The 24,484-nt window shown below is 54.2% G+C and carries 20 protein-coding genes; 4 read left to right on the plus strand and 16 right to left on the minus strand.

The window, feature by feature from the left end:
- Window positions 1–24: 24 nt before the first annotated feature.
- On the minus strand, window positions 25–1,056 hold the full coding sequence (gene rtcA, locus FFS57_RS10005) for an RNA 3'-terminal phosphate cyclase (RefSeq protein ID WP_137937651.1): 1,032 nt from the start codon (window positions 1,054–1,056) through the stop codon (window positions 25–27).
- A gap of 253 nt (window positions 1,057–1,309) precedes the next feature.
- Here rtcA and FFS57_RS10010 point away from each other — a divergent pair, with 253 nt between their 5' ends.
- Entirely contained in the window at window positions 1,310–2,077 is a 768-nt protein-coding gene (locus tag FFS57_RS10010; protein WP_137937652.1) for a substrate-binding periplasmic protein, read from the plus strand.
- 8 nt (window positions 2,078–2,085) lie between these two features.
- Here the strand turns inward: FFS57_RS10010 and FFS57_RS10015 are convergent, their stop codons facing one another.
- The 5 genes from FFS57_RS10015 to FFS57_RS10035 all read right to left on the minus strand — a co-directional run bounded on the left by FFS57_RS10015 (window position 2,086) and on the right by FFS57_RS10035 (window position 8,420).
- Window positions 2,086–2,907 (minus strand): nucleotidyltransferase domain-containing protein, encoded by an 822-nt coding sequence (locus FFS57_RS10015; protein ID WP_502705909.1) that lies wholly within the window; start codon window positions 2,905–2,907, stop codon window positions 2,086–2,088.
- Window positions 2,908–2,942: 35 nt separating this feature from the next.
- On the minus strand, window positions 2,943–4,139 hold the full coding sequence (locus tag FFS57_RS10020; protein ID WP_137937718.1) for an RtcB family protein: 1,197 nt from the start codon (window positions 4,137–4,139) through the stop codon (window positions 2,943–2,945).
- Window positions 4,139–4,525: a zinc-ribbon domain containing protein gene (locus FFS57_RS10025; protein ID WP_137937654.1), complete on the minus strand. Its 387-nt coding sequence runs from the start codon at window positions 4,523–4,525 to the stop codon at window positions 4,139–4,141. Before FFS57_RS10025 ends, FFS57_RS10020 begins: the two co-directional genes overlap by 1 nt.
- Before the next feature lie 1,928 nt (window positions 4,526–6,453).
- A complete protein-coding gene (locus FFS57_RS10030; RefSeq protein WP_137937655.1) occupies window positions 6,454–6,804 on the minus strand; it encodes a hypothetical protein in 351 nt (116 codons plus the stop codon).
- Between the two features lie 59 nt (window positions 6,805–6,863).
- The gene (locus FFS57_RS10035; protein ID WP_137937656.1) at window positions 6,864–8,420 is read right to left on the minus strand and encodes a vWA domain-containing protein; all 1,557 of its coding nucleotides are present in this window, start codon (window positions 8,418–8,420) and stop codon (window positions 6,864–6,866) included.
- Between the two features lie 241 nt (window positions 8,421–8,661).
- Between FFS57_RS10035 and rtcR the strand changes: the two genes are divergently transcribed.
- Entirely contained in the window at window positions 8,662–10,248 is a 1,587-nt protein-coding gene (gene rtcR / locus FFS57_RS10040) for an RNA repair transcriptional activator RtcR (RefSeq protein WP_137937657.1), read from the plus strand.
- Between the two features lie 84 nt (window positions 10,249–10,332).
- Here rtcR and FFS57_RS10045 read toward each other — a convergent pair whose 3' ends face one another.
- Complete coding sequence (locus tag FFS57_RS10045; protein ID WP_137937658.1) at window positions 10,333–11,079, minus strand: hypothetical protein; 747 nt, start codon at window positions 11,077–11,079, stop codon at window positions 10,333–10,335.
- Window positions 11,080–11,272: 193 nt separating this feature from the next.
- Between FFS57_RS10045 and FFS57_RS10050 the strand changes: the two genes are divergently transcribed.
- Entirely contained in the window at window positions 11,273–11,824 is a 552-nt protein-coding gene (locus tag FFS57_RS10050; RefSeq protein ID WP_137937659.1) for a Rossmann-fold NAD(P)-binding domain-containing protein, read from the plus strand.
- A gap of 100 nt (window positions 11,825–11,924) precedes the next feature.
- Here FFS57_RS10050 and FFS57_RS10055 read toward each other — a convergent pair whose 3' ends face one another.
- Genes FFS57_RS10055 through FFS57_RS10095 form a run of 9 tightly spaced genes read right to left on the minus strand, consistent with a single transcriptional unit; the run spans window position 11,925 to window position 23,204 of the window.
- Window positions 11,925–12,431 carry a PaaI family thioesterase gene (locus FFS57_RS10055; RefSeq protein ID WP_137937719.1) on the minus strand — a complete coding sequence of 169 codons (507 nt, stop codon included), beginning with the start codon at window positions 12,429–12,431 and terminating at the stop codon, window positions 11,925–11,927.
- Between the two features lie 56 nt (window positions 12,432–12,487).
- On the minus strand, window positions 12,488–13,285 hold the full coding sequence (locus FFS57_RS10060; protein WP_137937660.1) for a class II aldolase/adducin family protein: 798 nt from the start codon (window positions 13,283–13,285) through the stop codon (window positions 12,488–12,490).
- Window positions 13,286–13,292: 7 nt separating this feature from the next.
- Window positions 13,293–14,546: a MupA/Atu3671 family FMN-dependent luciferase-like monooxygenase gene (locus FFS57_RS10065; RefSeq protein ID WP_249383962.1), complete on the minus strand. Its 1,254-nt coding sequence runs from the start codon at window positions 14,544–14,546 to the stop codon at window positions 13,293–13,295.
- Window positions 14,543–18,028, minus strand: coding sequence for a type I polyketide synthase (locus FFS57_RS10070; protein ID WP_137937661.1), 3,486 nt, complete (start codon window positions 18,026–18,028; stop codon window positions 14,543–14,545). Before FFS57_RS10070 ends, FFS57_RS10065 begins: the two co-directional genes overlap by 4 nt.
- A 16-nt stretch (window positions 18,029–18,044) precedes the next feature.
- Window positions 18,045–19,082: an acyl-CoA desaturase gene (locus FFS57_RS10075; RefSeq protein ID WP_137937662.1), complete on the minus strand. Its 1,038-nt coding sequence runs from the start codon at window positions 19,080–19,082 to the stop codon at window positions 18,045–18,047.
- On the minus strand, window positions 19,079–20,089 hold the full coding sequence (locus tag FFS57_RS10080) for an acyl-CoA desaturase (protein WP_137937663.1): 1,011 nt from the start codon (window positions 20,087–20,089) through the stop codon (window positions 19,079–19,081). Before FFS57_RS10080 ends, FFS57_RS10075 begins: the two co-directional genes overlap by 4 nt.
- A 21-nt stretch (window positions 20,090–20,110) precedes the next feature.
- Complete coding sequence (locus FFS57_RS10085) at window positions 20,111–20,368, minus strand: acyl carrier protein (RefSeq protein WP_137937664.1); 258 nt, start codon at window positions 20,366–20,368, stop codon at window positions 20,111–20,113.
- Between the two features lie 59 nt (window positions 20,369–20,427).
- Complete coding sequence (locus FFS57_RS10090; RefSeq protein WP_137937665.1) at window positions 20,428–21,387, minus strand: acyl-CoA desaturase; 960 nt, start codon at window positions 21,385–21,387, stop codon at window positions 20,428–20,430.
- A gap of 23 nt (window positions 21,388–21,410) precedes the next feature.
- Window positions 21,411–23,204 (minus strand): fatty acyl-AMP ligase, encoded by a 1,794-nt coding sequence (locus FFS57_RS10095; RefSeq protein WP_137937666.1) that lies wholly within the window; start codon window positions 23,202–23,204, stop codon window positions 21,411–21,413.
- Window positions 23,205–23,592: 388 nt separating this feature from the next.
- Between FFS57_RS10095 and FFS57_RS10100 the strand changes: the two genes are divergently transcribed.
- Window positions 23,593–24,456 carry a LuxR C-terminal-related transcriptional regulator gene (locus FFS57_RS10100; protein ID WP_137937667.1) on the plus strand — a complete coding sequence of 288 codons (864 nt, stop codon included), beginning with the start codon at window positions 23,593–23,595 and terminating at the stop codon, window positions 24,454–24,456.
- Window positions 24,457–24,484: the final 28 nt, after the last annotated feature.

The raw sequence follows: 24,484 nt of genomic DNA on the forward strand, positions 1-24,484 counted from the left end.
ACAACTTGCCCGGTACTTTGTATATTAACTGATGGTAACCAACCAGGTGCCATTGTCACACTGGGTCATGTTGGTTTCCACGGGTAAAAACTTCTCAATCACAGACAAATTTGTGGTCAGATGGCTGGATTGCACATGCGTCGTGAACGAACCACCGCCAGCCAAGGCCATTGGCAGTACCAATTGATCGGCCAAGTGCTCGCCAACCGCCACGCCGCTGGCAATGTAATGGCGTGCAGCCTCTGCTGCTTGGTTGGCAACTTTCTCAGCTGACACGCCTTTCTCGCCAAAACCGGTGAACACTTCCACCACTTCGTCATGCATCACCGTGATCAACAGTGCATTACCGGGTCCTTCCCGGCCACCTGCATCGCGTACCTTGGTATCCACATAGCTCATTTGCGCTTTGACACGATCCAGCTCGCGTTGTGCAACCGAGTATGGCACCCCCGCAATGATGGCTTCGGCTTGAAGCTGGCGTGATGTGCCGCGCTCGGTCAATTGTAACGGCGACAAAGCTTGGCACGGGGTGATCTGTGCCGTCACCTCTCCACCTCCTGCAGGGAAAAAACCATGTCGTTTCAAGTGAAGGCTGCAATTTGCCCCCATGCGTTGTACCAATGGCAACCAGGCCCGAATCAGAAAATCTGCCGGTGGTGCCATCGGGTTATGGGTACCGCCACTGACGGACAAACTGCTGGCTACATCCGCAAACCACAGGGCTGGCAGTACTGTTTGCAGTACCAAAGTACAACTGCCGGCGGTGCCAATGGCAAACTGATAGTCACCGCCTTTGATACGGCCAGGTCTGAAATGCAGCTCGCCAGAGCTGATTGCTGCACCGGTTACGTTGGCATCACAGATGGCCTGGGCGGCCTGTACGGCAGTCAAGTGCTGACGCAACAAACCCGGTTTGCTGCGACGTGCGCGAATACGGGTCATGCGGAAGGGAATGCCGGTAATCATTGACAGTGTCAATGCACTGCGCAAAATCTGGCCACCACCTTCACCCTGGGCGCCATCCAATTCAATCCATTGTTCTGTTGTTATTGTCATGTCATTCATCATCAAAAATCGGTTCAATACGTAGATAGCAAACCACAGTCAGCCAAGAATCGATAGAATGCACTTGGTTGAGCGGTAAGTGGCTTATTTCGCTGCTTTTATATATGAAAGCGCAGTTGTTGGATCGGTGCCGCATTTTTAGCAAGTGCGCCCTTTCGCGACGGCTGACTGTCGGTGCCTGTGCACCCATCAACACATGCAGCCAAACTGGCGCAGACCGCGTCAGGCTTGTTGCCTTTGATTCATGGATATTCACAACACCTTTGCACGATTCTTCACTGCCAACGCCTTACACAATTGTGGCCATGCCCTGTTATTGGCGATGCTGGCACCGTTTGCTGCTGCTGCCGAGTTTCTGGTGGGCTTGCCTGAAAAGGAAATTCCCCCATTTAGTTTCAGTCAGGGCGGGCAATTGGCCGGCATCTATCGCGATTTGTTCGACAAACTGGCCCCGCTGACCGGTGATACCTATCGCTATGTCCACATCCCCGCCATGCGCATCATGCGGGCATTTGAACATGGACAAATCGATATTGAGCCCGGTGTCAATCCAGCATGGCGCAGTAGTACGGTGGAATCGGTCTACAGCGTGCAGTTTGCACGTGCTGCAGATGTGTTGCTGATTCGCAAGGGTGTATTGATGCCAACCTCGCTCAGCCAGTTATCCGGTGCGACCATCGGGACAGTGCGTGGCTTTGTCTACCCTTCGCTTGATCCTAGTTTCAGAAACCGTCAAATCAGCCGGGACGAATCGTCAGACGAATTCCAGCTGTTGTTGAAATTGGCTGCCAACCGTTACGACTATGCTGTGGTCAACAAATCCGTTGCCGATTACTGGTTACACCATCGTCCGGCTGCAGCACCATGGCGGGTCGGTTTGACCGTGGGAGAGGCTGACATCATGCTGCGCTTTCAGCCCCGCCACAGTTCGGCGTTGAAACGCGTCAACGCAGGTCTGACCAAATTGAAGCAGTCAGGCGAGATTGACGTCATCTTCCAAAAGTACCGCTAAGCACAAGGTCAATCCGTTGGACTACCTAAGATGACTCGCTGTAAAAAAGCATCCAGCGCTTGGTCATTACCAGAAGGTTTTTTGTAATCCGTATCGCGTTCCGATATGGCCAGTTCCTGCTCGATAAACGCGTGGATCAATGGCCAGCGGGGCCCGGTATCCGCCTCGCCAGCCCGCATTTTCACTGCCAGTAGCGCATTGATCTCTGCCAGCAAGGCGGAATCGGTCAATGTCGCAGCCGCCAGATCCGCAAAACGCATGGGAGGCACGCCCAACCCGGCATCAATCCATTTGACCGCCAGCAAGGGCCGTAATACATAAAGATACTTCTTATATCGAACGACTTCATCCTGCAGATAGCCACGGAAGTTCTTATGTGCCATCGCCAGGTAATGATGCCGTCCCCGCAACAAGAAAAAGAACTCGTGCGCCAATGTTCGCAGCGTTTGGGTGTGCATGGCATGCTGTCGGTAGACCACTGGGGACGATAGCCATTCCTGCAGCGTTGGGTTGGATCGGTGCAATAACTGCAACGTCTTGCGAAGCTCCCAACCGCTGATATCCAGCTCGTCATTGATCGGCAGTTCGATCACGTCCCGCTGCGGTTCGACACGTAGATACCAATCCAGCTTGTGCACATATATAAAACGCACGTCGTAATCGCTATCCGGCGAGGCAAAGCCCCAGCCCCGGCTGCCGGATTCGCAGGCAAACAGCACGCGGACTTCATGTTGTTGCTCAATCAGCAACAACTCATCTTCGATGCGTTTGCGCACATCGGGGTCGATGGGGTGGGCGAAAAGGAGGGTCATGTTTTGCTCAGCCTCAATTTGTGAATATGTCTCAAACCTGGTTTTCATCACTGTTAACCCTTCACACACACCACCTGCTTCAAGGTATGTACTACCTCCACCAGATCACGCTGCGCATACATCACATCGTCAATGTTTTTGTAAGCCATCGGGATCTCGTCGATCACATCGCTGTCCTTTCGGCATTCCACACCTTCGGTCGCTTGGACTTGATCCTTGATCGTGAAGCGGCGCTTGGCCTCAGTACGGGACATGGTTCGACCAGCGCCGTGGCTGCAGGAACAGAAGGCTTCTTCGTTACCCTTACCACGTACGATGTAAGACCGTGCACCCATTGAACCGGGGATGATGCCCAACTGGCCCTTCTGGGCGGATACCGCACCTTTTCGGGTTACCAGTACATCCTGTCCGAAGTGATGTTCGCGCTGCACGTAGTTATGGTGGCAGTTCACGGCTTCCACGGCGGCTTCGAATGGCTTGGTGATGACTTTACGCGCTGCGGCGATCACATTTCGCATCATCACTTCGCGGTTCAGTCGTGCAAAACCTTGTGCCCACTCGACCGCTTCAACGTAATCGTTGAAGTGATCAGTTCCTTCCGGGAAATAGGCCAAGTCGCGGTCTGGCAGGTTGATCATCCATTTACGCATATCTTCACGCGCCAGTTCGATAAACAGGTTACCGATGGCATTACCCACACCGCGCGAACCGGAATGCAGCATGAACCACACGGTATCGGTCTCGTCCAGGCACACTTCAATGAAGTGGTTACCGGTTCCCAACGTTCCCAAATGCTTATGGTTGTTGGTTTTGTTCAAGGCCGGATACTTATTGGTGATGCGTTTGAAACCGGGGTGCAAGGTAGCCCACATATCATCCACCAGTTCCGGCGGGGTATCCCACGCGCCTTTGTCACGACGGCCCATGGTTTTTCCGTGTGGTACCGCTTTTTCAATCGCGCTACGCAATGGGCCGAGGTTATCCGGCAGATCACGCGCATTCAACGTAGTTTTAGCAGCCATCATTCCGCAACCGATATCTACGCCGACAGCGGCAGGAATAATGGCGCCAACCGTTGGAATAACACTACCGATGGTGGAACCCTTACCCAAATGTACATCTGGCATGACGGCCAGCCATTTGAAAATGAAAGGCATCTTGGCGGTGTTGATCAGTTGCTTACGGGCATCCTCTTCAACCGGCACGCCTTCGGTCCACATCTTGATCGGCTTGGTGCCGTCGGGATTCATCACTTGATAGTTGTTTTGCACTTTGCTTCTTTCTTCAAATGCGGGGCGGCTCGGCGATTTTGGCGGCAGGCCCGGCAACGTATTGCGGTGGTGTACACAGCACCTTGGGCTGTCTCGTACCACCATTTCTGTTGTTTCGCTGTCCAGATTTGCTCGCTTTTGCAATCTACACAACGGAATGGTTTGTCCTCATAGTAACCGCGGGTAACGAATTCCGGATCACCATAACTGTTATAAGATTTTAACCTTGATCGGTTCACCTGCTCCGACGACCAGCATCGCGGCGAGGCAGCCACGATTGGCATCGCATCTGGCCGAGTGGCCTGTTGTCGCCGGATCTGGCGTTTTTGCATGATGGCAGCACGTTTTTGTTTACCGCTTTGCATGATTGCGACCCTTCCACCCTGTTACCCTGTCTTTTCGCGGGACAGGCTGGCGACAACATTGAATGAAACAAATGACTGCAACTGAGCTTCTGGCTATACCAGCCGGGGCTTGAACCCGGGACCTTCCCGATATCGGGACGCTCTACCTGTAGTTTCACCCACATTCGCCAAAACCCATCCCGATGACTGCTTGACGGCAATTGGCACCCATCGGGATGGGTTCTCATCTGGTCAAGGGACAAGGTATCGAAGACACGCATTGCTCTACCTGTTGAGCTACCTGCTTGCGCAGGACGGGGTTCGAACCCGCGACACATGTAGTGCCTTCTGCATTCCCTTTTAAGAGCCGCCAACAATACCCAGCGAAGCGGTTCTGGTTAGGCGTGCGAAAGTGCGACAAGTTTGCACAACAACACCAGAAGGGTTTTGTTGGCGGCTCTCGGCCAGACAACAACCAGAGCGACAAAAACAGCGAGAGTGGCCGGCCGAAGCCGTGGGCGTTTCACCGCCCTGCCTATACGAGATGTACTCCCGCTCATATTCGCCCCATATCCGGGCCGGTGACAACGTTGACGAAACCATTTCGTGTATTTCCATTTCTACCACCGCTTCCAACTACTCGAAGCGGGCAGGATTCGAACCTGCAGCCCGACCATTTCAAGGTGTAGTTCCGCCGGCATTCACCGGGTAAAACAGTTGGCGACAAGGGGGGAAGAAACAGCAGCCTTTCGGCAGTAATCTGCTCTCCCAACTGAGCTACGACAGGTACCTTGCGGCCCCCTGCCGACGGGGTTCGAACCCGCGACCTGATTATTAAATGTAGTTTCTTCAGCATTCGCCAAAAACGTTGTACGACAACAGTTGCAGGACTGACTGCCTTACGGCTGTGCCGGATTCGAACCGGCTTAAGTCAGATGTAGTCCTGCAGGCATTCGTACTCAAACCTGACTGTTTGACCAGATCAACTGTTCAGACGGTCATTTCGTAAAGTCGGTGACAAAATCGGCGAAACGTTTTTCGTGTATTAGCCACTATACGACCGCTTGATACTGCATTAAGCGGGCAGGATTCGAACCTGCGTTACGACCGTGATAGGGTGTAGTTTCGCCAGCATTCACCGGGTAAAACAGTTGGCGACAAGATGTGAAGAAACATCGCCTTACGGCAGTCTGCTCTAACCAACTGAGCTACGGCAGGTACCTTTCGGCTCCTGTCGACGGGACTTGAACCCGCGACCAAACTCATCATGTAGTTTCTTCGGCATTCGCCAAAAACAGCGCACGACAAAATAAGCAAGACTTAACAGCCTTGCGGCTGTGCCGGGTTTGAACCGGCTTAGTCCAATGTAGTCTTGCAGGCATTCGTGCTTAAACCTTGCTACCTGGCATCTGTATTACTGACCAGGCAACCTAAATCAAAGGGCGACAAAATGAGCGAGAGCGGCACTCCGGGGTTTCCGGTACGGGCTGCCTAGCCCGTAAGGCCAAATGGGCGGCTGTACTCCCACTCGCATTCGCCCCCAAAGGGGCCAGCGACAAATTCGAAGAAACAGTCCTGCTTGCGCAGGCGTGCCCTGCCTTAGAGCTACTGTCCCGTTGTTCCGGGTCAGGCGGGAATCGAACCCGCACCTCGTCGTTAGTAGCGATGTAGTTTCTTCAGCATTCGCTGGGTAAATCATGCGCGACAAATTTTTGTTGAGACACTTACTTGTGCGTCTAACCATTTCGCCACCGATCGGTTGCCCGGCCGGGCGGGATTTGAACCCGCACGGGTTGCCCCGCAAGTCCCGGAATGTAGTCTCAACGGCATTCGCGCTAAACTGGGTGAAGCGCTGGCGACAAAATTTGCTAAGACGCGAGCATTTTGGAGAATGTAGTCTTAAGCGGCATTCGCCGTTGCTTCATCAAACTTGTTAACTTTTTAAGTGCTTATACATCTTCCGGGCCGAGCTTCCAGTTTGCCGATCGGAATGCAGCCAAGGTCCAACATTGGGTTTCTGAGCAATCAATCCAGCCGGTAAAGCCAAATCGCCGATTGCCAGACAAGGTCAATGTCCCCAATTTGTTTGCTACCTCCACAGCCTGTACCACGGTGCTATCCCAACCTTGGTGTGGGTGGACCATGTTGAATTGCACGATCCAGACATGGGACTCCTGCGGTGATCGGCAAATGTCCAGCAATTCAGTCTTCATGTTCAAGAAGCGGCTCAGCTTGTTGAAGAAGTGTTCCGGTTCACTGGTTTTACAGGTCACGCTCCACGTTGTGCAGCGCTCCACCATGCTGATCATCCTTTCCTGTTACCCGGGCGGGTTTCCACCTGCCCGGGTTCAGATTGCTGTCAGTCCAGGCTGACCGATTCAATCAACTGTACCCAGTGTCCTGGCTGCATCTGGCCTGCCGCAAAGCTGGCGACCAGCTTGAACACATCGTCACCGAATCCACCGATATTCAGGGTATCGCCGCCTTCTTGCGCCTGTGTGGTCGCATGAGGTTGGATATCGATACATACCAGTCTGGCCTGAGGGTTGCGTTGCTTGATCAACGCCCACTGACGCATGGTTTCCGTTGCGCCATGGCGGCGGTTATCCACCCATGATTCGTTGTCGGAGACAATGATCACGGTATCCACCTTCGCCCCTTCCTGATTCAACTTGGCCAGGGGTGCCGAACAGTTGGTTCCACCCCCACCAATGGCTGCCAACTTCTCAGCGTTGGTGATCACAGAATCCCGTGGGTTCAGTTTGATATCCACAACCTTCACTTCAAACGGCATCACTCGGGCATCCGGGTTTTTGCGCAGGATGGCTGCTGCCATTAAGCCCGCCACATCAATACAACGTACGGCAGTGGTTGCGCCTTGGCGGTAACCGGTCGCCGGCGATTGCATCGAGCCAGATACGTCTGGGCAGACCACCACATTGCCCGCCAGGGATGGTACATTGTTCAATGCCGCTTCCATGGCATCTTGCAGCGCTTCACGTACTGGGTTTGGTACATCCTGACCCGTCATTTTGTACGCAGCCAGCAACTGGTATGGGAAGGCTCGCGCCTTGGCTACCAGCTCCGGGTTGGCCAACTTGGTTGCAATCTGTTGCGCCATGCCGGGGATGTCGAACACACCATGTCGAGCAAAGGTGTTCAGGTTCATCCGCACCATCTGCCAACTACCTTGCTCAGCAATACGCGCCCATTCGTCACGCCCCAGTTCCAACGCGGTCAGCATCTGGAACGGTACATTGGGCATGGTGGCAGATTTGTCTGCTTTATAAGCCTCGAACTGCTTCACGATCTCCGGCAGGTGCTCGGTTTGATAAGACCGACCGATCAACCAGGCGAAGAACGCTTCACGGCTCAACGTATCCGGTTTCGGGTGAGCCATCTTCACCACGTCAGCCAGGCTGGGGGCGTTACCCACTGCAGCCTGCATCAGTTTTTCATCGCTGGCATTGTTCAACCACGCTTGAACCAGTTTTTTCGGGCGGGTACCCAGCGATTTACGGCCCACCGCGCCGCTACGCAAAATCTGCACGAAGTTACGCAACATCTTGCCGTTGTCGATGACGCGCTTGAACACAGGCGCTACATACTGCGGGCCTTTGACGGTCAACACGGCAGCCAGCAAAGCGGGCATGTCTTTCATGTAGCCTTTTTCGCGGCAGTAGATGGCAGTTTTGGCAATGAATTCAGCATCCACCTCATTTGTCAGCTTCAACACTTCAGCCAGCTGCGATTCGGCATTGGCGTAATACGTGTTGTTCAAACAACCGGTGATCGCGTACTGGGCTAGCGCATGTTTAGGGCTCAGTTGATAAGCAGCACTGCGTGATGCGTTCAAGGTGTCCGCATGGGGCAGCGCACGACCAGGTTGGGTTTGGAACAAGTTGGTATTCGCCATGATGTTTATCCTTTTTGTATCCGTTGCCACAGTTGGCATCGGCAAGTTTGCGTTTCGTTTTTGACATCCCACTTATTGCAATGGCCGTGCCAGCTTGTCGGTCTAGTTGCGCTTTTGTTAATCAATTTGTTGATTTTTAATGGTTTAATTTTTGTTCTGCTCATTTTTATCAAGAGATTGGCGTGTGGTTTGTCATGCTAATTGATATACTGATATATAAGATTCTATAAATTTAGATAAGATGAAAAAGACCGTTGTGATCGGCTTTATCGGGACCGTGCTGGATTTTGTCGGCAAGGGGAATCAGCGCTGGGAGAAGTGGCGGCCCACGGTGGGCTTGTGCCAGCAGGAAGACTTGATCGTGCACCGGCTGGAACTGCTGCACGATACCCGTAACCGGGGGCTGGCCGAGCGCATCAAACTGGACATTGAAGGGATATCGCCAGAAACCACGGTGAATCGGGTTGAGATCAATCTGAACGATCCCTGGGACTTTGAAGAGGTCTACGCCTTGCTGCATGACTTCGCGCATGATTACCCGTTCAACCCGGATGAGGAAGACTACCTGGTCCACATCACGACGGGTACGCACGTTGCACAGATCTGCTGGTTTCTGCTGACCGAGGCACGTTATCTGCCGGCACGGCTGTTACAGACCTCGCCACCCAAGAAATCCGAAGGGAACAATACTGCTGGTACTTATGCTGTCATCGACCTGGATTTGTCGCGCTACCACAAGATTGCGACCCGCTTTCAGCGCGAACAGCAGGAGACGGTTTCCTTTCTGAAATCCGGTATTGCCACTCGCAACCCGCAGTTCAACCGGATGATCGAGCAGATCGAACGGGTGGCAGGGCGATCCAAAGCCCCGATGTTGTTGATTGGTCCGACAGGGGCTGGCAAATCCTTTCTGGCCAAACGGGTGTATGAGCTGAAGAAGAACCGCCATCAGCTGGCCGGCCGTTTTGTGGAAGTGAACTGCGCCACCTTGCGCGGCGATAGCGCCATGTCGACGCTGTTTGGCCATGTCAAAGGCGCATTCACCGGTGCGCAGACTGAACGTGCCGGCCTGTTGAAAAGTGCCGATGGCGGTTTGCTGTTTCTCGATGAAATCGGCGAATTAGGTTTGGACGAACAGGCGATGCTATTGAAAGCCATCGAAGAAAAAACCTTTTTCCCCTTTGGTGCAGATAAGGAAGTCGCCAGCGATTTCCAACTGATTGCCGGTACCCATCGTGACCTGCGCCGCTGGGTGGCTGAAGGCAAATTCCGTGAAGACCTCTACGCCCGTATCAACCTTTGGACTTACGAAATCCCTGGCCTGGCCGCCCGCAACCAGGATATTGAGCCCAACCTGGATTTTGAACTGGAGCGTTTCGCCCGCGAACAAGGCGAACGCGTGCGCTTTCATGCTGAAGCCAAGCGGCAATATCTGAATTTTGCGACTTCTGTCGATGCTTTGTGGGCAGGTAATTTCCGTGAGCTATCGGCCAGCGTGACGCGCATGGCAACACTGGCGGAATCGGGCCGTATTACAGAGGAAGTGACCAGGGAGGAAATCACTCGGTTGCAAACAACCTGGGGACATGAGGACGGAGTAGATGAACTCACTGGATTACTGGGCGATCAATGTGCCGAACTTGACCGGTTTGACAAAATGCAACTACAGGCTGTTATTCAGGTATGCCGTCAAAGTAAAACGCTCTCGGAGGCGGGGCGAAAACTGTTTAATGTATCCCGGCTTGAGAAAGACAAGCCGAATGATGCAGATAGATTAAGAAAATATCTGGCAAAGTTTGGACTGAGCTGGCAGCTTATTACCGAGTAACTCGGTATTTGGAAGTATGTAGGGAGTTGCGGCTTAATTTTTCTACGAATTTATAATCCAATTAAGCCACGGAATATTCGACTATTAATTGGCATAGACCACAATAGGTAATGCATTTTGATGGCCTACTGGGTAATACAGTTGCTTCTCAATAAATGCTTTGCTGAATGCAGCGTAGAATGATTCGGCTTTGTCTGCAGCGGCAATAGCTTTAGCACGAGGCGTTGCTTTCGGTACGGATTTCAGAAAGGCGTCGAATTGGATTTGCGGGGTAAAAGTATCTCGCAGTTGATTATCTATCTTTCCTGCTTTTTTCATTTTACTTGGCTGGGCGTTAGCAACCAGAATCGGTTCGTGATTGACACCACCAAATTCACGAGCGGTAACGGTGCCCATGGTATTGGTAACAGTGGCTCCTTGATAGCCAGTGATTTTGACCCCTTTTTTGCCTGCACTTTGAATACCCGTTGCAAACATGTCGATTGGGCGATGCCCCTGTTGGCCGTGTGCTGCATAGCAGGCGAACAGGATAATATCTTTGGCATGTGCTGACATCTTGGTGCCAATATCCTTGCCAAGCGCTTGCCAATCATATTCTTCTCCATCAAGGTATGTCGTGCTGCTACCTTCGCCGCCGTGGCAGACCACATACAAGGGCTCGCCTTGTGCAATATTGGCCAGCTTGTCAGCACCGGACAGATCGATGATCGTGCAATCCTGGGTATCGAACCGTTTGGTTTCGAGCAACTCCAGTTGCATGGCAAATTCAACATCAGCCCACATGATGAAATCAGTAATGGCAGACATATTGCTATGGACTAGGAGAATCATGGTGTGGCTCCTTGGTAAATTATTGTTAGATAGTCATTCTAAGTCGATATCCTTCAGGTGTAATGCTTTTGTTATGAAAATAAAATCAATTTACAATTAATTTAATTCGTATATAGATATTATTTGAATTTGATTACTCATTACCGTTGCAATATTTCGTAGAATGTTCACCGCTGGGATTAGCAGAGGCCGTATGAAGCAATTCAACCACATCATGGTGATTGGCGGGACCGGGATGTTGGCGGAGGCCACCAGATACCTGTGCAAACGGTCGGAGGTATTGACCCTATTTTCACGTTTAGGCCGATCAGTTGAAGGAGTGTTGGCGAATGTGGTGCCAATTCAAGCTGACTATCATGATGGAGCCTATTTTGCGGAGGCGGTAAGTAACAGCATTGTGCAATATGGGCCACCATCACTGGTCCTGGCTTGGTTCCACGAAGATAAGCCTGCATATCAACTTGCAGAACAGTTGGCTGCCGTGGGTTCTCTTTTTTCTTTTTTCCATGTGTTGGGAAGTGCGAGCGCCAATCCTGTTAGCTCATTGGTCAAGCTGCGACAGCCCTATGAGGCATTATCCAACATTGACTATCACCAGGTTGTGCTGGGATTCAAACACGAAAGTAGCCGATCCCGCTGGTTGACTAACTGGGAGATCTCACAAGGAATGATTCAGGCATTGAACGCGAACAAAGCAGTTCATATCGTTGGCTGTATTGAGCCTTGGGATGCCCGGCCGAGCTAGGCGATTTGGGCAAACCATGAAAAGATTGGAGAACCGAACAATTCCAAGGCCAAGCGGGTGTTAGAAATTGTTCGGTTTGAAGCGACTGGTTGTGATCCGTTTAATTCAGAATGATGCAGGTAGTCGTTCCGTGCGCATACAACTTGCCATCCCGATCCACTAGTCGACCTTCCGAAGTGGCGGCTTTGGAGCCAGTGTGGATCACTTTGGCTTCGCAACGCAGGGTACCAGTTTTGACTGAAACGGGGCGGACGAAGTTGACTTTGATTTCCAGTGTGGAATAGCCGACACCAGCAGGCAGCATGGTGTGGATGCAGCACCCCATGGCGGAATCCAGCAGCGTGCTGATGATGCCCCCGTGGACGGTGCCGATGGGGTTGTAATGGGGTTCGGCAGGTTCGAATTCAAACGCGACCAACCCTTGTTCGACGGTGACGAAGCGGAAGCCGATCAGCTCCATGATGGGTGGGACCGGGATTTCTTTGTTCAAGATACGCTGCAGGTATTCCAGGCCACTGAGCGAGCGGGCGGCGGCAGCGCCGATCATTGGGTCTTCCCAGGAAAAGGTTTGGGTGCGTGCAGTCAGGTCGGTATGGGCGTCGGTCATGGTCATTTGCTTGCTCTCCAGAGTGTTGGTATCCGCTGCTGCTTGTCGTGGTCTGGTTATTCCAGCAGATCCGGTTGTTGCTTGACGATAAAGTGATACAGCGGCTGAAAGCTGCCATATGCCACAAAGTCACTCGCAATCAGGTCGCGGGTTTTGCAGGCGGTGGCATGGTCGATCAGCTTGGGTGTACCTGCTGCTTCGGCCAGCAATTGTGACTGGCAGCAGCGTTCCATCGAAATGAAAAACCAGCTTGCAATGTCGACGCAGTTGCCGACCGTCAGCAGGCCATGGTTCTGCAGGATCAGCGCTTTGCCTTGGCCCAGGCAATGCGCGATGTCCTGACCTTCCGATGTTTGATGGACCACGCCACCAAATCGATCATACACCCGATGGTCTTCATAAAAAGCACAGGCATCCTGAGTAATGGGTGCCAGTTCACGACCCAACGACGACCAGGTTTTGCCATGCATGGAATGGGCGTGGGCCACGGCCATCACATCCGGGCGTGCCTGATGGACTGCGGCATGGATGGCAAACGCAGCCAGGTTGACGGGATAGTGGCCATGCAAGACCTTGCCCTGATGATCTACCCGCACCAGGTTGGATACTTTGATTTCTGAGAAATGCAGGCCCAAAGGATTGACCCAGAATTGGTCGGGATGTTCCGGATCGCGCACGGTGATGTGGCCGGCCACCCCTTCGTCAAAGCCAAAATGGGCGAATAGCCGAAATGCCGCGGTGAGGCGGATCAGTGCATGACGGCGTGCGTGTTCGAAAGTGTCGAAGTGCGGGCGGGCAAGTCGATTGGCGCCGGAGGCGGTGACGTTCAGGGCGACGTTTTCCAGTGTGGTCATGGTGTCTTCAATGAGTGGGTGACAGGGTGACTGGGGCGGTATCGGATGTGGCAAAGCGCGTTCGCAACTGGTCGAGCGGGCCAAGGTGTTCCAGAACTTGGTCGGCACCGACGCCGAAATCAAGCAGGCAGGCAATCTCGTCGACGCCCAGTTGTCGGAGTTGTGTCACTTTGGCGGCACAACTATCCGGTGTGCCAAACAGTGCAGCGGTTTCGAAATAGCGTTCAAAAGCGTATTCCAGCACCGCTTCGCGATCTTCCTCTGCCAGTTCGTCCAAACCCTGCATTTGTTGCCGCCACAAATCGACCGAACTGTTGAGATAGGCAATGAAGGGTGCCTTGACGGTGGCTTTGACTGCGGCAAGATCATGACCGATCAACGTGTGCAGCATCAACGTGACATGGCCAGGCCCTTCGAAGCCGTGATCGGCTCGGGCTTTGCGGTAGGCGGCGATTTTGTCGGCCAGCTCTTCCGGGGTTTGAAAGAGCAGAGCGGTCAAGACGTTGACACCCTTGGCACCGGCTTCGATGAAGCGTTCGGTCCCACCACTGCAAGTGGCCCATACCGCCAGTTCAGGTTGTTGCGGCAAGGGAAAGGTCTGGATCGCGGCAGGTTTGCCGTTGCCATCTGGCAATTCGATGGACTCGCCCCGCCACAGGCGCCGTACTTGCTCCATACCGTCCCACAACAGGTTCAACCGCTGTGGATAGGCACTGGGCGCCAATACAAAGTCACGTGCGTTCCAGCCTTGTGCAAACGCGAGATCCACCCGGCCGCCGGACAGATTGTCAACGACTGCCCATTCTTCCGCCACCCGGATCGGGTTTTGCAACGGGATGACCACGCTGCCCGCCCGCAGGCGGATTTGCCGGGTGGTCATCGCCAGGGCAGCGGCCAAAACCGATGGGTTGGGATACAGCCCGCCAAATGCGTGAAAGTGTCGTTCCGGCAGCCAGACAGCCTTGAAACCTCGCTGGTCGGCAAAGCGGGTGGCATTGAGCATCAACTGATATTTGTTGTGCGTGAACTCGGCCTGGTTGCTGGCAAAGAACAGCAGGCTGAAATCGACGGACTGCTGAGCCGGCGCGGTTGCCGATTGCGTGGTCAGCCACTGTATCAGGTCGACTTTATGCGCCTTGAGTGTCCCTAACATGGCGGGCGTCAATGCTTGCGCATTGCCTCGGTAGCTCAGCTGTTCGCCGTTCGTCCAAAGCTCGATGCCTTGCCGGCGCAGGTTTTCGACAAAGGTTGCGATGTTCATAACACCCCCTCGATCACGGTATCGCATGTTGCCGGCGAATCGTCGTCCGCCGTGGCGATGGTTGGGTTGGCCAGGTAGGTAGCCAATGTCCGGATGGTGCGGAAATTCCAGAGTGTCGATACCACCAACGATGTTCCCAGCCATTGGCTCATGTCACGGATGAACCGGACAACACTGATTGAATTGATGCCAAACTGAGTGAACGGTTGATCAATGTCCAACGTGTCCGGGGCCACCCCCAATTGCTGGCTCAGCCACTGCAGCGCCCAATGCTCGATATCTGCCGCTGATTTCAGGCCAGGCGATGTGGCGGGCAGATCGGGGTGGTGGGGTCGGCTGAACTGGGCCAGGAGGGTATTCACGCCATGGCTCAGGCTGATTCGTTGGGCCACGGCCTGCACGTTGGGCGCCCGCAGCATGCTGAAGTGATGGCCCTGCACGTCGCCAGTCTGTACCGATGCCACCAGTGTGCGCCAGCCCAGATCGTCATCGAATGCTTCCGACTCGCCGATGACAGTCGCCGCGCGCAGGATCGTCAGCGCACCGCCAAATGGTTGTGGTTGGTAGCGCCGGAAAATGGCCACGTGCTGTCGCAGCAAGGTCAACCGTGACAGCAGATCGGTTTCGCTGGGCAGCAAGCTGGTATCGCCAGCCTGCCGTGCCTTATCCATGACATAGCGCAGCCCAGGTTCCAGTTCCGCTTGCAACAACCAGTTGCGATCCAGTGTGTCATAAGGGATACCCATATCGAGCGCCATGGTCAATAGCAGGGACCGCGTATTGCGATCCACCCAGCCAGTGCTGGGCAGGTGTGTGTCGATCAGGGTCAATTGTGCCGTATCGCCTTGCTTGGCCAGTTGCTGTGCCATTTCAAATGCGATAGCGCCCCCCATGGACCAGCCAGCTAGATGCAGTGGCCCGGTCGGCTGAATATGGCGGGCGCAGGCAAGATAGCGGTCTGCCATGGCTTCCAGTGACGGAAAGGTGGTGCTTTCGTCATTCAGGAATGGGGATTGCAAACCATAAACAGGGATATCCTGCCCCAAGTTCATGACCAGTTCGCGATAGCACAGTACCGACCCACCGATCGGGTGAACCAGAAACAAAGGTGGGCTAGTTGCCACGCCTTGATTCAGGGGGACTACGATGGCATCGAACAGATCGGGCTTACTGCGTAATTCTGAGGCTAACTGCCGACTGAGTTCTGCGTCTTGTGGCAGGACTTGACCATCAAAGGGGAGAAATTGGCGGTCAAAGGTGTAGGTCGGCAATGAGCAACGGTGACGATCGTAATCCGTTTCCAGGCTGTGCCAGTTGATACGCGTTCCATTGACGTACAAGCACGCCACGATGTGATGTAACGCCAGCCAGCAGTCATCTGTCTGGGGGTGTTGCTCAGCATTGGTGGATATCAGGCACGGTAGTCCTTGGTGATAGCCAAGGCGCCAGCAGCTCGCCAATGGATTGTCGGATGGGGGGGAGGTGGTAGTCGCAGGCCATGGCTGCCCGTTGGGCAGATGGATCGGCCAGCGGCCGGCTGCTGCCGTGGTACCTTGCCATGTTTCGGCATCGGATAGCATCAAATCAGTCAGTTGCGGCAACGTCACGTGGCCCGAGACGGCCGCTGCGGCCCACAAGCCCAGGCCGGTACCAGTGAGTGCATATGGCGTCCATCCCCAGGTTTGATAGAGCCGGGCCAGCGCGATTTGGCCAGCTACAATCTGGAAGGGCGAGGCAGTGGTTTGCGCGCTCGGTATGGTGTTCGGTATTTGCCACGCTGACAGGCATTCTACGAATGCCTGTTTGAAGGGGGGGGAGGTGCGATACAAGGCTTGTAGGTGCTCCACCCCTAAACCTGTGGAATCAAACTGCCAGACGATCTTGGGCCGTTGACGGCTTATCCGTCCAGTATGGAGCCCCTCAGCTTGGCCATGAACCGCAAAGCTGGCGAGTTGCCCTGCCAAAGTTGAATGATCATCACAGGGAATGGCCAGTCGATAATCAAATGGCTCTCTGCTGACTGCTGCACTAAAGCATAGGTCACCTAGTGTAGGTGGGGTATGGTCACTGGCCAGCCAAGCTGCATAACGTTGTGCCAGTTTACGCAAAGCAGGTTCGCTTTTGGCGTGCAGTACCAACAGGTGACTGGTTCGATCTACTGCAATGGCGGTGGCTGTTGCCACGGTTGGTGCTTCTTCCAGTATCAGATGACCATTTGCTCCGCCAAAGCCAAATGCGCTGATGCCAGCTCGTCTTGGGCCGTTGGTATGCCAGGGTTGCAATGTAGTAACAGCTGAGAACAAGTTGGGATTGTTGGTCAAACCAACTTGGGGTTGTTGTAAGTGCAAAGTTGGCGGTAGTTGCTGGTGTTGCATGGCCAACACGGTTTTGATCAATCCGGCAACACCTGATGCTGCTTCAAGGTGCCCGATATTGGTCTTGACCGTTCCGATCCAGCATGGTGTGTCAGGGGCTCGGCCTTCGCTCAATACCTGTTGCAAGGCGCGTAGCTCAATCTGGTCGCCTTGCACACTTCCGGTGCCATGGGCTTCGAGATAACTGATCTCATTGGCGGCAATGCCTGCAACGGCCAGTGCACGGCGAACCACAGCCTGCTGCGCCCGGCCGCTGGGGGAGGTGATGCCATTACTCAAGCCGTTGTGATTGATGGCCGAACCCCGAATGACCGCTGCAATGCTGTCACCGGCCGCAATCGCATCATTCAGTCGCTTCAGAACAACGATGCCACAGCCTTCACCTCTCCCGAAGCCGTCCCCACTGGTATCGAATGCTTTACAGCGGCCGTCATCCGACAACATGTTGGCAATCGAGGCGGAGATGGTTTCACCGGGTAGCAGGTTGGCGTTGACACCGCCGGTCAAGGCCAATTCACACTCACCCGTGCGCAGTGCCTGACAAGCCAGATGGATGGCTGCCAATGAGGATGAACAGGCGGTATCGACGGCCAGGCTTGGGCCATGCAAATCCAGCAAATACGATAGGCGGTGGGCGACAAAGCCGTGATAGTAGTTGGAGCCTTCAAAGCCATCCATACTGGCCACGTCGGCATGCAACTTGCGGCCATGGTCACTGTGGCTGACCCCCATGTAGACCCCCACCATCTGCCCGGCCAGTGTCGATGGAACGATGCCCGCATGTTCCAGCGCCTCCCAGGCCACTTCCAGCGTCATCCGCTGCTGTGGGTCCATCCGACGGGCTTCTCGCGGGTACATGCCGAAAAACTCGGCATCAAACTCATGCAGGTCGGCGATAAAGCCGCCGCGCTGGGTATTGATGCGGCCCGCAGCAACCCGGTCGGCATCGTATAACGCTGCTGCATGCCAGCGGTCGGTTGGCACGGTCATGGTTGCATCGCGTCCTTGGCTGAGCAATGGCCAGAATTCGGCCAAGTGATGGACGCCAGGGAGCCGACAGCCCATGCCGATAATGGCGATGGGCTCAAGTGTTGCGGTGTTCAACATGGGTACGACCTTGTCTTTAACGTGATGGCGGATGTGCTGTCAGCTCGTCCGGTATCCGTGGTTTGATGCGTTTGGCCTCAATCTGCGCGGCAGTGGGGCGGCGGACATTCCATACCAGCCCTACTTTGGCAAAAGCGGCAATCACCCAGGCAGTCATGTCGATCTCCCACCATTTCAGGCCCAGATAGGCTGATTGTGGAAATGCGTGATGGTTGTTCTGCCAGCCAGAGCCAAACGTGGCCAGGGCAACCCAAATATTGTTGGCGCTCTGATCCTTGGTATCGAACGGACTGGGGCCAAAACGATGGCTGAATGATGCCAAGCCCCAAGTGGCTTGATGAACCAGGAACATCCGCACAAATCCACCCCACAGCAATCCTTCCCATGCACCCATCCAGGTACCTTTGAGTAACCCGCCAATTGCTGCAGGGATCAACAGGCCAGCAACCACCAGTGGCAGATACAGGTCGTTGACTTTGCGCAACAACGGGTTCTGATTGATATCGCGGGCAAACAGCGTGCAGTTGACGGTATGTGCGCTCAGAATATGGCCATAGTGGGCATGCCACATCCCGCGCCAGAAGCCCAACTGCTCCGGCCCGTGACGGCCCATGCGCACATGGGGTGAGTGGGGGTCGCCGGGCGTATCGCTATGGATGTGATGGCGCCGGTGGTTGGCCACCCAAAACAGCACACGCCCGGTGCCTGCCATGGAGGCGGTGACGGCAAAGAAAAGCTGCATCGCCTTGCTGGTTTCAAACGTCCGATGTGCCAGATTACGGTGAAAGCCGAACTCCAGGCCCAGGTTGGTCAGCACGAACATCACCACCAACAGGGTGATGTCGATGCTGTCCATGCCAACCTGCCAAGCGTGGATCAGGGCCGCTGCCGTGCCCAGCAACGGAATCCAGATGGTGCCGGCAGCGATCAGCTTGTGCATCAGCCCCAGCGACATATTGCTGATGGTGATCGGTGGTGCGGTAGTCGTTGCAGCATCGGCCGGTTTGTCAGTTGCCGACATTGCCGTGGTGGGCGTCGATACGTCGCCTGTCATGACCTGTCTCCCGTATTCGGATGGTTGCTTGCCGTGGTCGATTGCGCCTGCTTGGCGGCAATCTGCTGCGGTGTGGCGCGTTTGACGTTACTGGCCAAACCAACACACTCAAAGGCGCGAATGAACATATGGCCGATATCGGGTTGCCACCATTTGAAACCGATCAGTGCCGAGGTAGGGAAGGCATGATGGTTGTTCTGATAGGCCGAGCCGAATGTCGGCAGCCCGAACCACATGTTGTTGGCGCTGCAATCGCCGTTGTCAAACGGTTTGCCGCCATACATGTGGCTGAACGAGCCATTGGCGAAATAAACGTGATGAACCAGAAAAATGCGGACCAATCCACCCCATAACAGACCTGTCAATGCGCCATACAGACTCATGTCGGCCAGGCCACCGATGACAGTGGGAATCAACAGCCCCAATGCGACACAGTGCCAGTAACGGCGGTTGATGGCACCGATCACCGGGTCTTTCAGCATGTCCTTGGCAAACACGGTGACGTTGGTCGCATGGTCGGTGTACATATTGCCCAGTTGGGCGTGCCATAGGCCTTGCAGCCAGCCCAGCTTCTGTGGCCCGCTGCTGCTGAGCCGATAGTAGGGGGAGTGCGGGTCTTCCGGCGTGTCGCTGTGGATGTGATGCCGACGATGGGTCGCCACCCAATACAGCACTCCACCTTGCATGGCCATGCTGCCGCAGATCGCCAGCGCGGCTCGTACCCAGCGTGGGCTGTCAAACGCATTGTGGGAGAGCTGGCGGTGGAAACTCACCTCCAACCCCATCATGGTCAACGTGTACATGCCGATCAGCAGCGCCATATCCAGCCCACGAAGCCCAAATTGGACAGCCAATGCAACCGCCAGCGCAGTCCCCAATGTCGGTATCCAGATCGTGAGCAGCGCCAGGCGACGTTTCGACCGCATGATTCGGGCGTCAGCCACGATGACTGGCGACCGGAACGGTTTGGTCGATACGGCCGGCGAAACGTGAAGCACATCAGTCATCGTTGCCTCCTCGTTCCTCGGTTATGCCGTCTCGGACATGGCCTGTGCCAGATGGCGGGTCATGGCGTCAACCGTTGGGTAGTCGTAGACCAGCCCTGGTTCGATATCGCGGCCCAGCCATTCACCCAAATCCCCGGTGAATCCAACTGCAGCGGTCGAATCGATGCCGTAGCGTTCCAGCGGGACTTTCAAGCCGATGTCGTCAGCCGGGATGTCGAACAAACGTGACAGGTAAGTGAGGATCCATGTCTGAATTTCTTCTTCAGTACGAATTACCATGGTGAGAACTCCTTTAGTTGTTATGAACATACTGTTGGTCTGGACCAACGTATTTAGGATTATGTGGCTCGCTTTGATGCCAGGGCGGCCGGTGACGGAATATTGAGATCCCAAGCCAGCCCAACGCTGCGCAACGCCAAAATGAACAGATAACCGATGTCGAGTTGCCACCATGCCAAACCAAACCGTGCTGAAGATGGGAACGCGTGATGACAGTTGTGCCAAGCTTCACCTGCGGTTGGGAGGGCCAGCCATACGCTGTTAGTGCTGTACTCGCGTGTGGCAAATGGTCGTTTGCCATAACGATGAGTGATGGAATTGATCGCCCAGGTGGCGTGATGCACTGTGAAGATGCGCACAAAGCCACCCCACAGTCCACCTTCCAATACGCCAGTCCAAGTGCCGCTCAATACGCCACCTACCGTTGCCGGCAGCAATACGCCCAATGTCACCCAAAGCGGATAGAGGCGGTTCATCCGGGTGACCAGAGGGTCACGTAGCAGGTCGCGTGCATAGCGATTGGGGTTGGTGACATCGGTTGTGAACATCCAACCCACGTGGGCATGCCACATGCCACGTAACCAGCTGTTGGGTTGCCCTTCGAACGCATGAGGGGAGTGGGTATCGCCGGGACGGTCGCTGTATTCGTGATGCCGCCGATGGTTGGCCACCCAGTGGATCACTGGCCCTTGGGCGGTGATGGAGCCCATGAAAATCAATAACGCGCGGACCGGTCGGGTGGTGCTGAACGCACGATGGGAAAACTGGCGGTGATAACCGACGGTAATACCCAGCATACCGACAAAATGTAGCCCTACCCACAGCCACAGTGAAAGGGGGCTGACTCCCCATTTCACTGCAGCGACAATCGCCAGGACGGTAACCACGGTGGGGATGCCGATAGTTAGCCATGCAGCGCGGCGTTGCATGTTCAATAGAAACGGGCTCGACAAGGTTGGCCGCATATCAGGCGCCAAGTCGGTGGGTTCGGGCAAAACGGGGTCCAGTGTGGATGACATCTCTGAGATCGCCTCCAGGCGGGTTAAACGGTCAGTTCCGGTTCACGGTGCAATGCATCGGTGGCCAGCCGCAATTCACCTGCCAAGTAATGGGTACGACAGGTCTGACGGCGGATCTTGTTGCTGGTGGTCTTGGGAATGGTGGAGGGGGCGATCAGCACCACATCGTGGACTTTCAGGCCGTGCTCTGCCGCTACGATCTGTTTGATCAGCTGCGCGCATTCATCGCTGTCCAACTGGCGTAATGCGCTACGCTCGATTTCTTGCACGATCACCAATTGCGGATCGCTATCCGAGTCAACGGTAAAGGCAGCTGTGCCGCCGTCACGAAATGCCACATGACTGGTAGCGACGGTGGCTTCGATATCTTGTGGATAATGGTTACGACCCGCCACGATGATGATGTCTTTCAATCGCCCAGTAACGAACAATGCGCCATTCCACATAAAACCCAAATCCCCTGTACGTAAAAAAGGGCCTTCGTCTAATCCGTCAATCCTTGCGGCAAACGCCTCCAGTGTGGCGGATTCGTTGTTCCAGTAACCATGGGCGACACTGTCACCCGATACCCAGATTTCACCGATCTGTCCTTCGGAGCAGGCTTTTGTAGTATTCGGATCAACAATATGCAATTGTTGGCCCTGCCAGGAATGGCCGCATCCAACCAAGTCACGGGTACTGCTGTCATGCGTGGCCGCCACGGGTTGCACACGATTGGCGGCCAGAGCCAAGGCATCGACTGTCATGACAGTGGGCTGCTGCCCAGCCGGTTGACCAGCGATGAACAGTGTGGCTTCTGCCATGCCATAACAGGGGTAAAAGGCGTGTGCTTGAAAGCCAAAAGGGCGGAAGCGCTCGCTGAACCGGGTCAGCGTCGCGGCCCGAACCGGTTCTGCCCCGTTGTAGGCGACTTGCCATGAACTTAGATCCAGGCCTTCGCACTGTTCAGGCGTGATGCGTTGAGCACACAGGTCGTAAGCAAAGTTGGGTGCCCCACTGGTTGTGGCACGGTAATGTGAAATCGCGCGTAGCCAACGGATGGGCTTCTGGGTAAAGGCAACTGGTGACATCAGTACACAGTGAATGCCCAGAAAGATCGGCTGCAGTACGTTTCCGATCAATCCCATGTCGTGATAAAGCGGTAACCAGCCAACGAATACCGTGTTGGCATCATGGCCAAATGCTCGTTGCACCATTGCTTCGTTGTGCAAAATGTTTCGATGGCTGATGACTACCCCTTTGGGGGCACCGGTAGAGCCCGAGGTGTATTGCAGAAAAGCAATGTCATCCCCATCAAGTTGCGGGGCATTCCATTGGTCAGCCCAATGGGCAGCTTGATCGTGGTGATCGTCGCTGATCAGGAGCGGTAATGCCTGTAAGGCAGGATACGACCGGCAATGTGCCGTTAGCTCGTTTGCCAGCGAGGTGCAGGTCAGCAATGCCGAGGCACGCGCATCCAGTGCAATGGTCGCCAATCGACTGCCATGTTGATTTCGTTTGGGGGGCGTGACCGGCACGGCAATTGCTCCGGCGTACAAACATCCCAGAAAACCCGTGATGAATTCAATGCCAGGTGGGTAGGATAGCAACACACGCGTCCCCGCCAGACCACGCAACTGCAACTGTGCGGCAATGGCACGGGCATAGCGATCCAGTATATTGAATGTCCATTGTGCTTCTTCCTGTTCCCCATTTTTCAGGAATGTGAAAGCCAACCGGTCTGGATGCTGTTGTGCGTGATACCGAAGGACACTGCCAATGTCGGTCAATGTTGCCTTTGGCGAGGTATTGGCATGATTTGTAGCAAGGGTTGACATCTTAACCACCGTGAATCCGAAATCGTGTTTTATCGGGATGGAAAGACTTTATCGGTGGCGACTTTATGGCACCATACTCCGACTGGAGTACGGTTTTATTTTACAGTGGTCAAGTTTGTGATTTAATAGAGCTTGAATGCCAAAGCAACGTGCATAATCGTGTCTGTCAATATGATTTATATATATGTTCGGAAGTTCGTAAATATAAAAATATTACCGCCATTCACATCAAGATCATTGATGCTTGATAAGCTGTGAAGAATAAACCACCCGCCTGTTGAATAGGCATTTAACGCCATCCAGCACTGGTTCAGTGTGAAAAGCAGATTTGCTTGGATTCGGCCGTCCTTCCCTGTTTTGAATAGAAGTGACGTATAAGCGGTGCAACGTGCCGTCTGCGCGAACTGTTCGCGCCTTGTTCCCGTTTGCCATGGGGCGTACGGCAATCCGACCGATCAATCATCAGGAAGAGTGCCACATCATGGGTTCCGCATTACTGAGTACGCAAGACAAAGTACACTTTACCGATACTGTTCAAAGTTTGGCGGCTGTGACGAACACAGGCGACTACCGTACCTTGCTGGCAAACGAGATCAGGCAGTTGATCCCGTTTGAATTGATGGTGTGCGGTGTGGGTGAGATCAGGCAGGGGGGGGTGTATGTCCAGCATCTGGTGAACTTGGCAGTACCGGATGCCTATCTCGGCAGGATCATCAATCGGCAGGGCAAGGTCGAGACGCCGATCATCAGACGCTGGCTGCATACCTGTCAACCGCAATATTATGAAAAGGACCATGTTAAAGGCCCACCCGTCGATGAAGGGTGGCGCGCCTTATTCGATAGTTATCACCTGGACAGTTTGTTTGCATTTGGTCAGAAGAATGACAACGGCAATTTATGTAGTTATATCTGCCTTTATAATGTGATGAGTGATGATTTGCAGAAGAATATCCTGCTCTCCAATTTGCTGATGCCAAGCATACATTCCTGTATGCAGAAGATTTACGTTCGGCAGCAACAAAATGCACAGCGTAATTCAATTCAATTGGCCAGATTGACACGTCGCGAACAGGATATTGCGCATTGGGTGTCATTGGGTAAGACCAATTGGGAAATTGCAATCATCCTTGGCATTAGTGCATTGACCGTCAAGACGCACGTACAAAATATTCTTGGCAAGTTGCAACTGAGCAGCCGTACCGAGCTGATCATCAATGCGGCTGTCCAGAATACGCAACTGTTGTCTGCATAGAGGGCAAGGCGCGTCAATACTCGTCGAT

Origin of the sequence: Chitinivorax sp. B (assembly GCF_005503445.1) — a bacterium.
Lineage (GTDB): Bacteria > Pseudomonadota > Gammaproteobacteria > Burkholderiales > SCOH01 > Chitinivorax.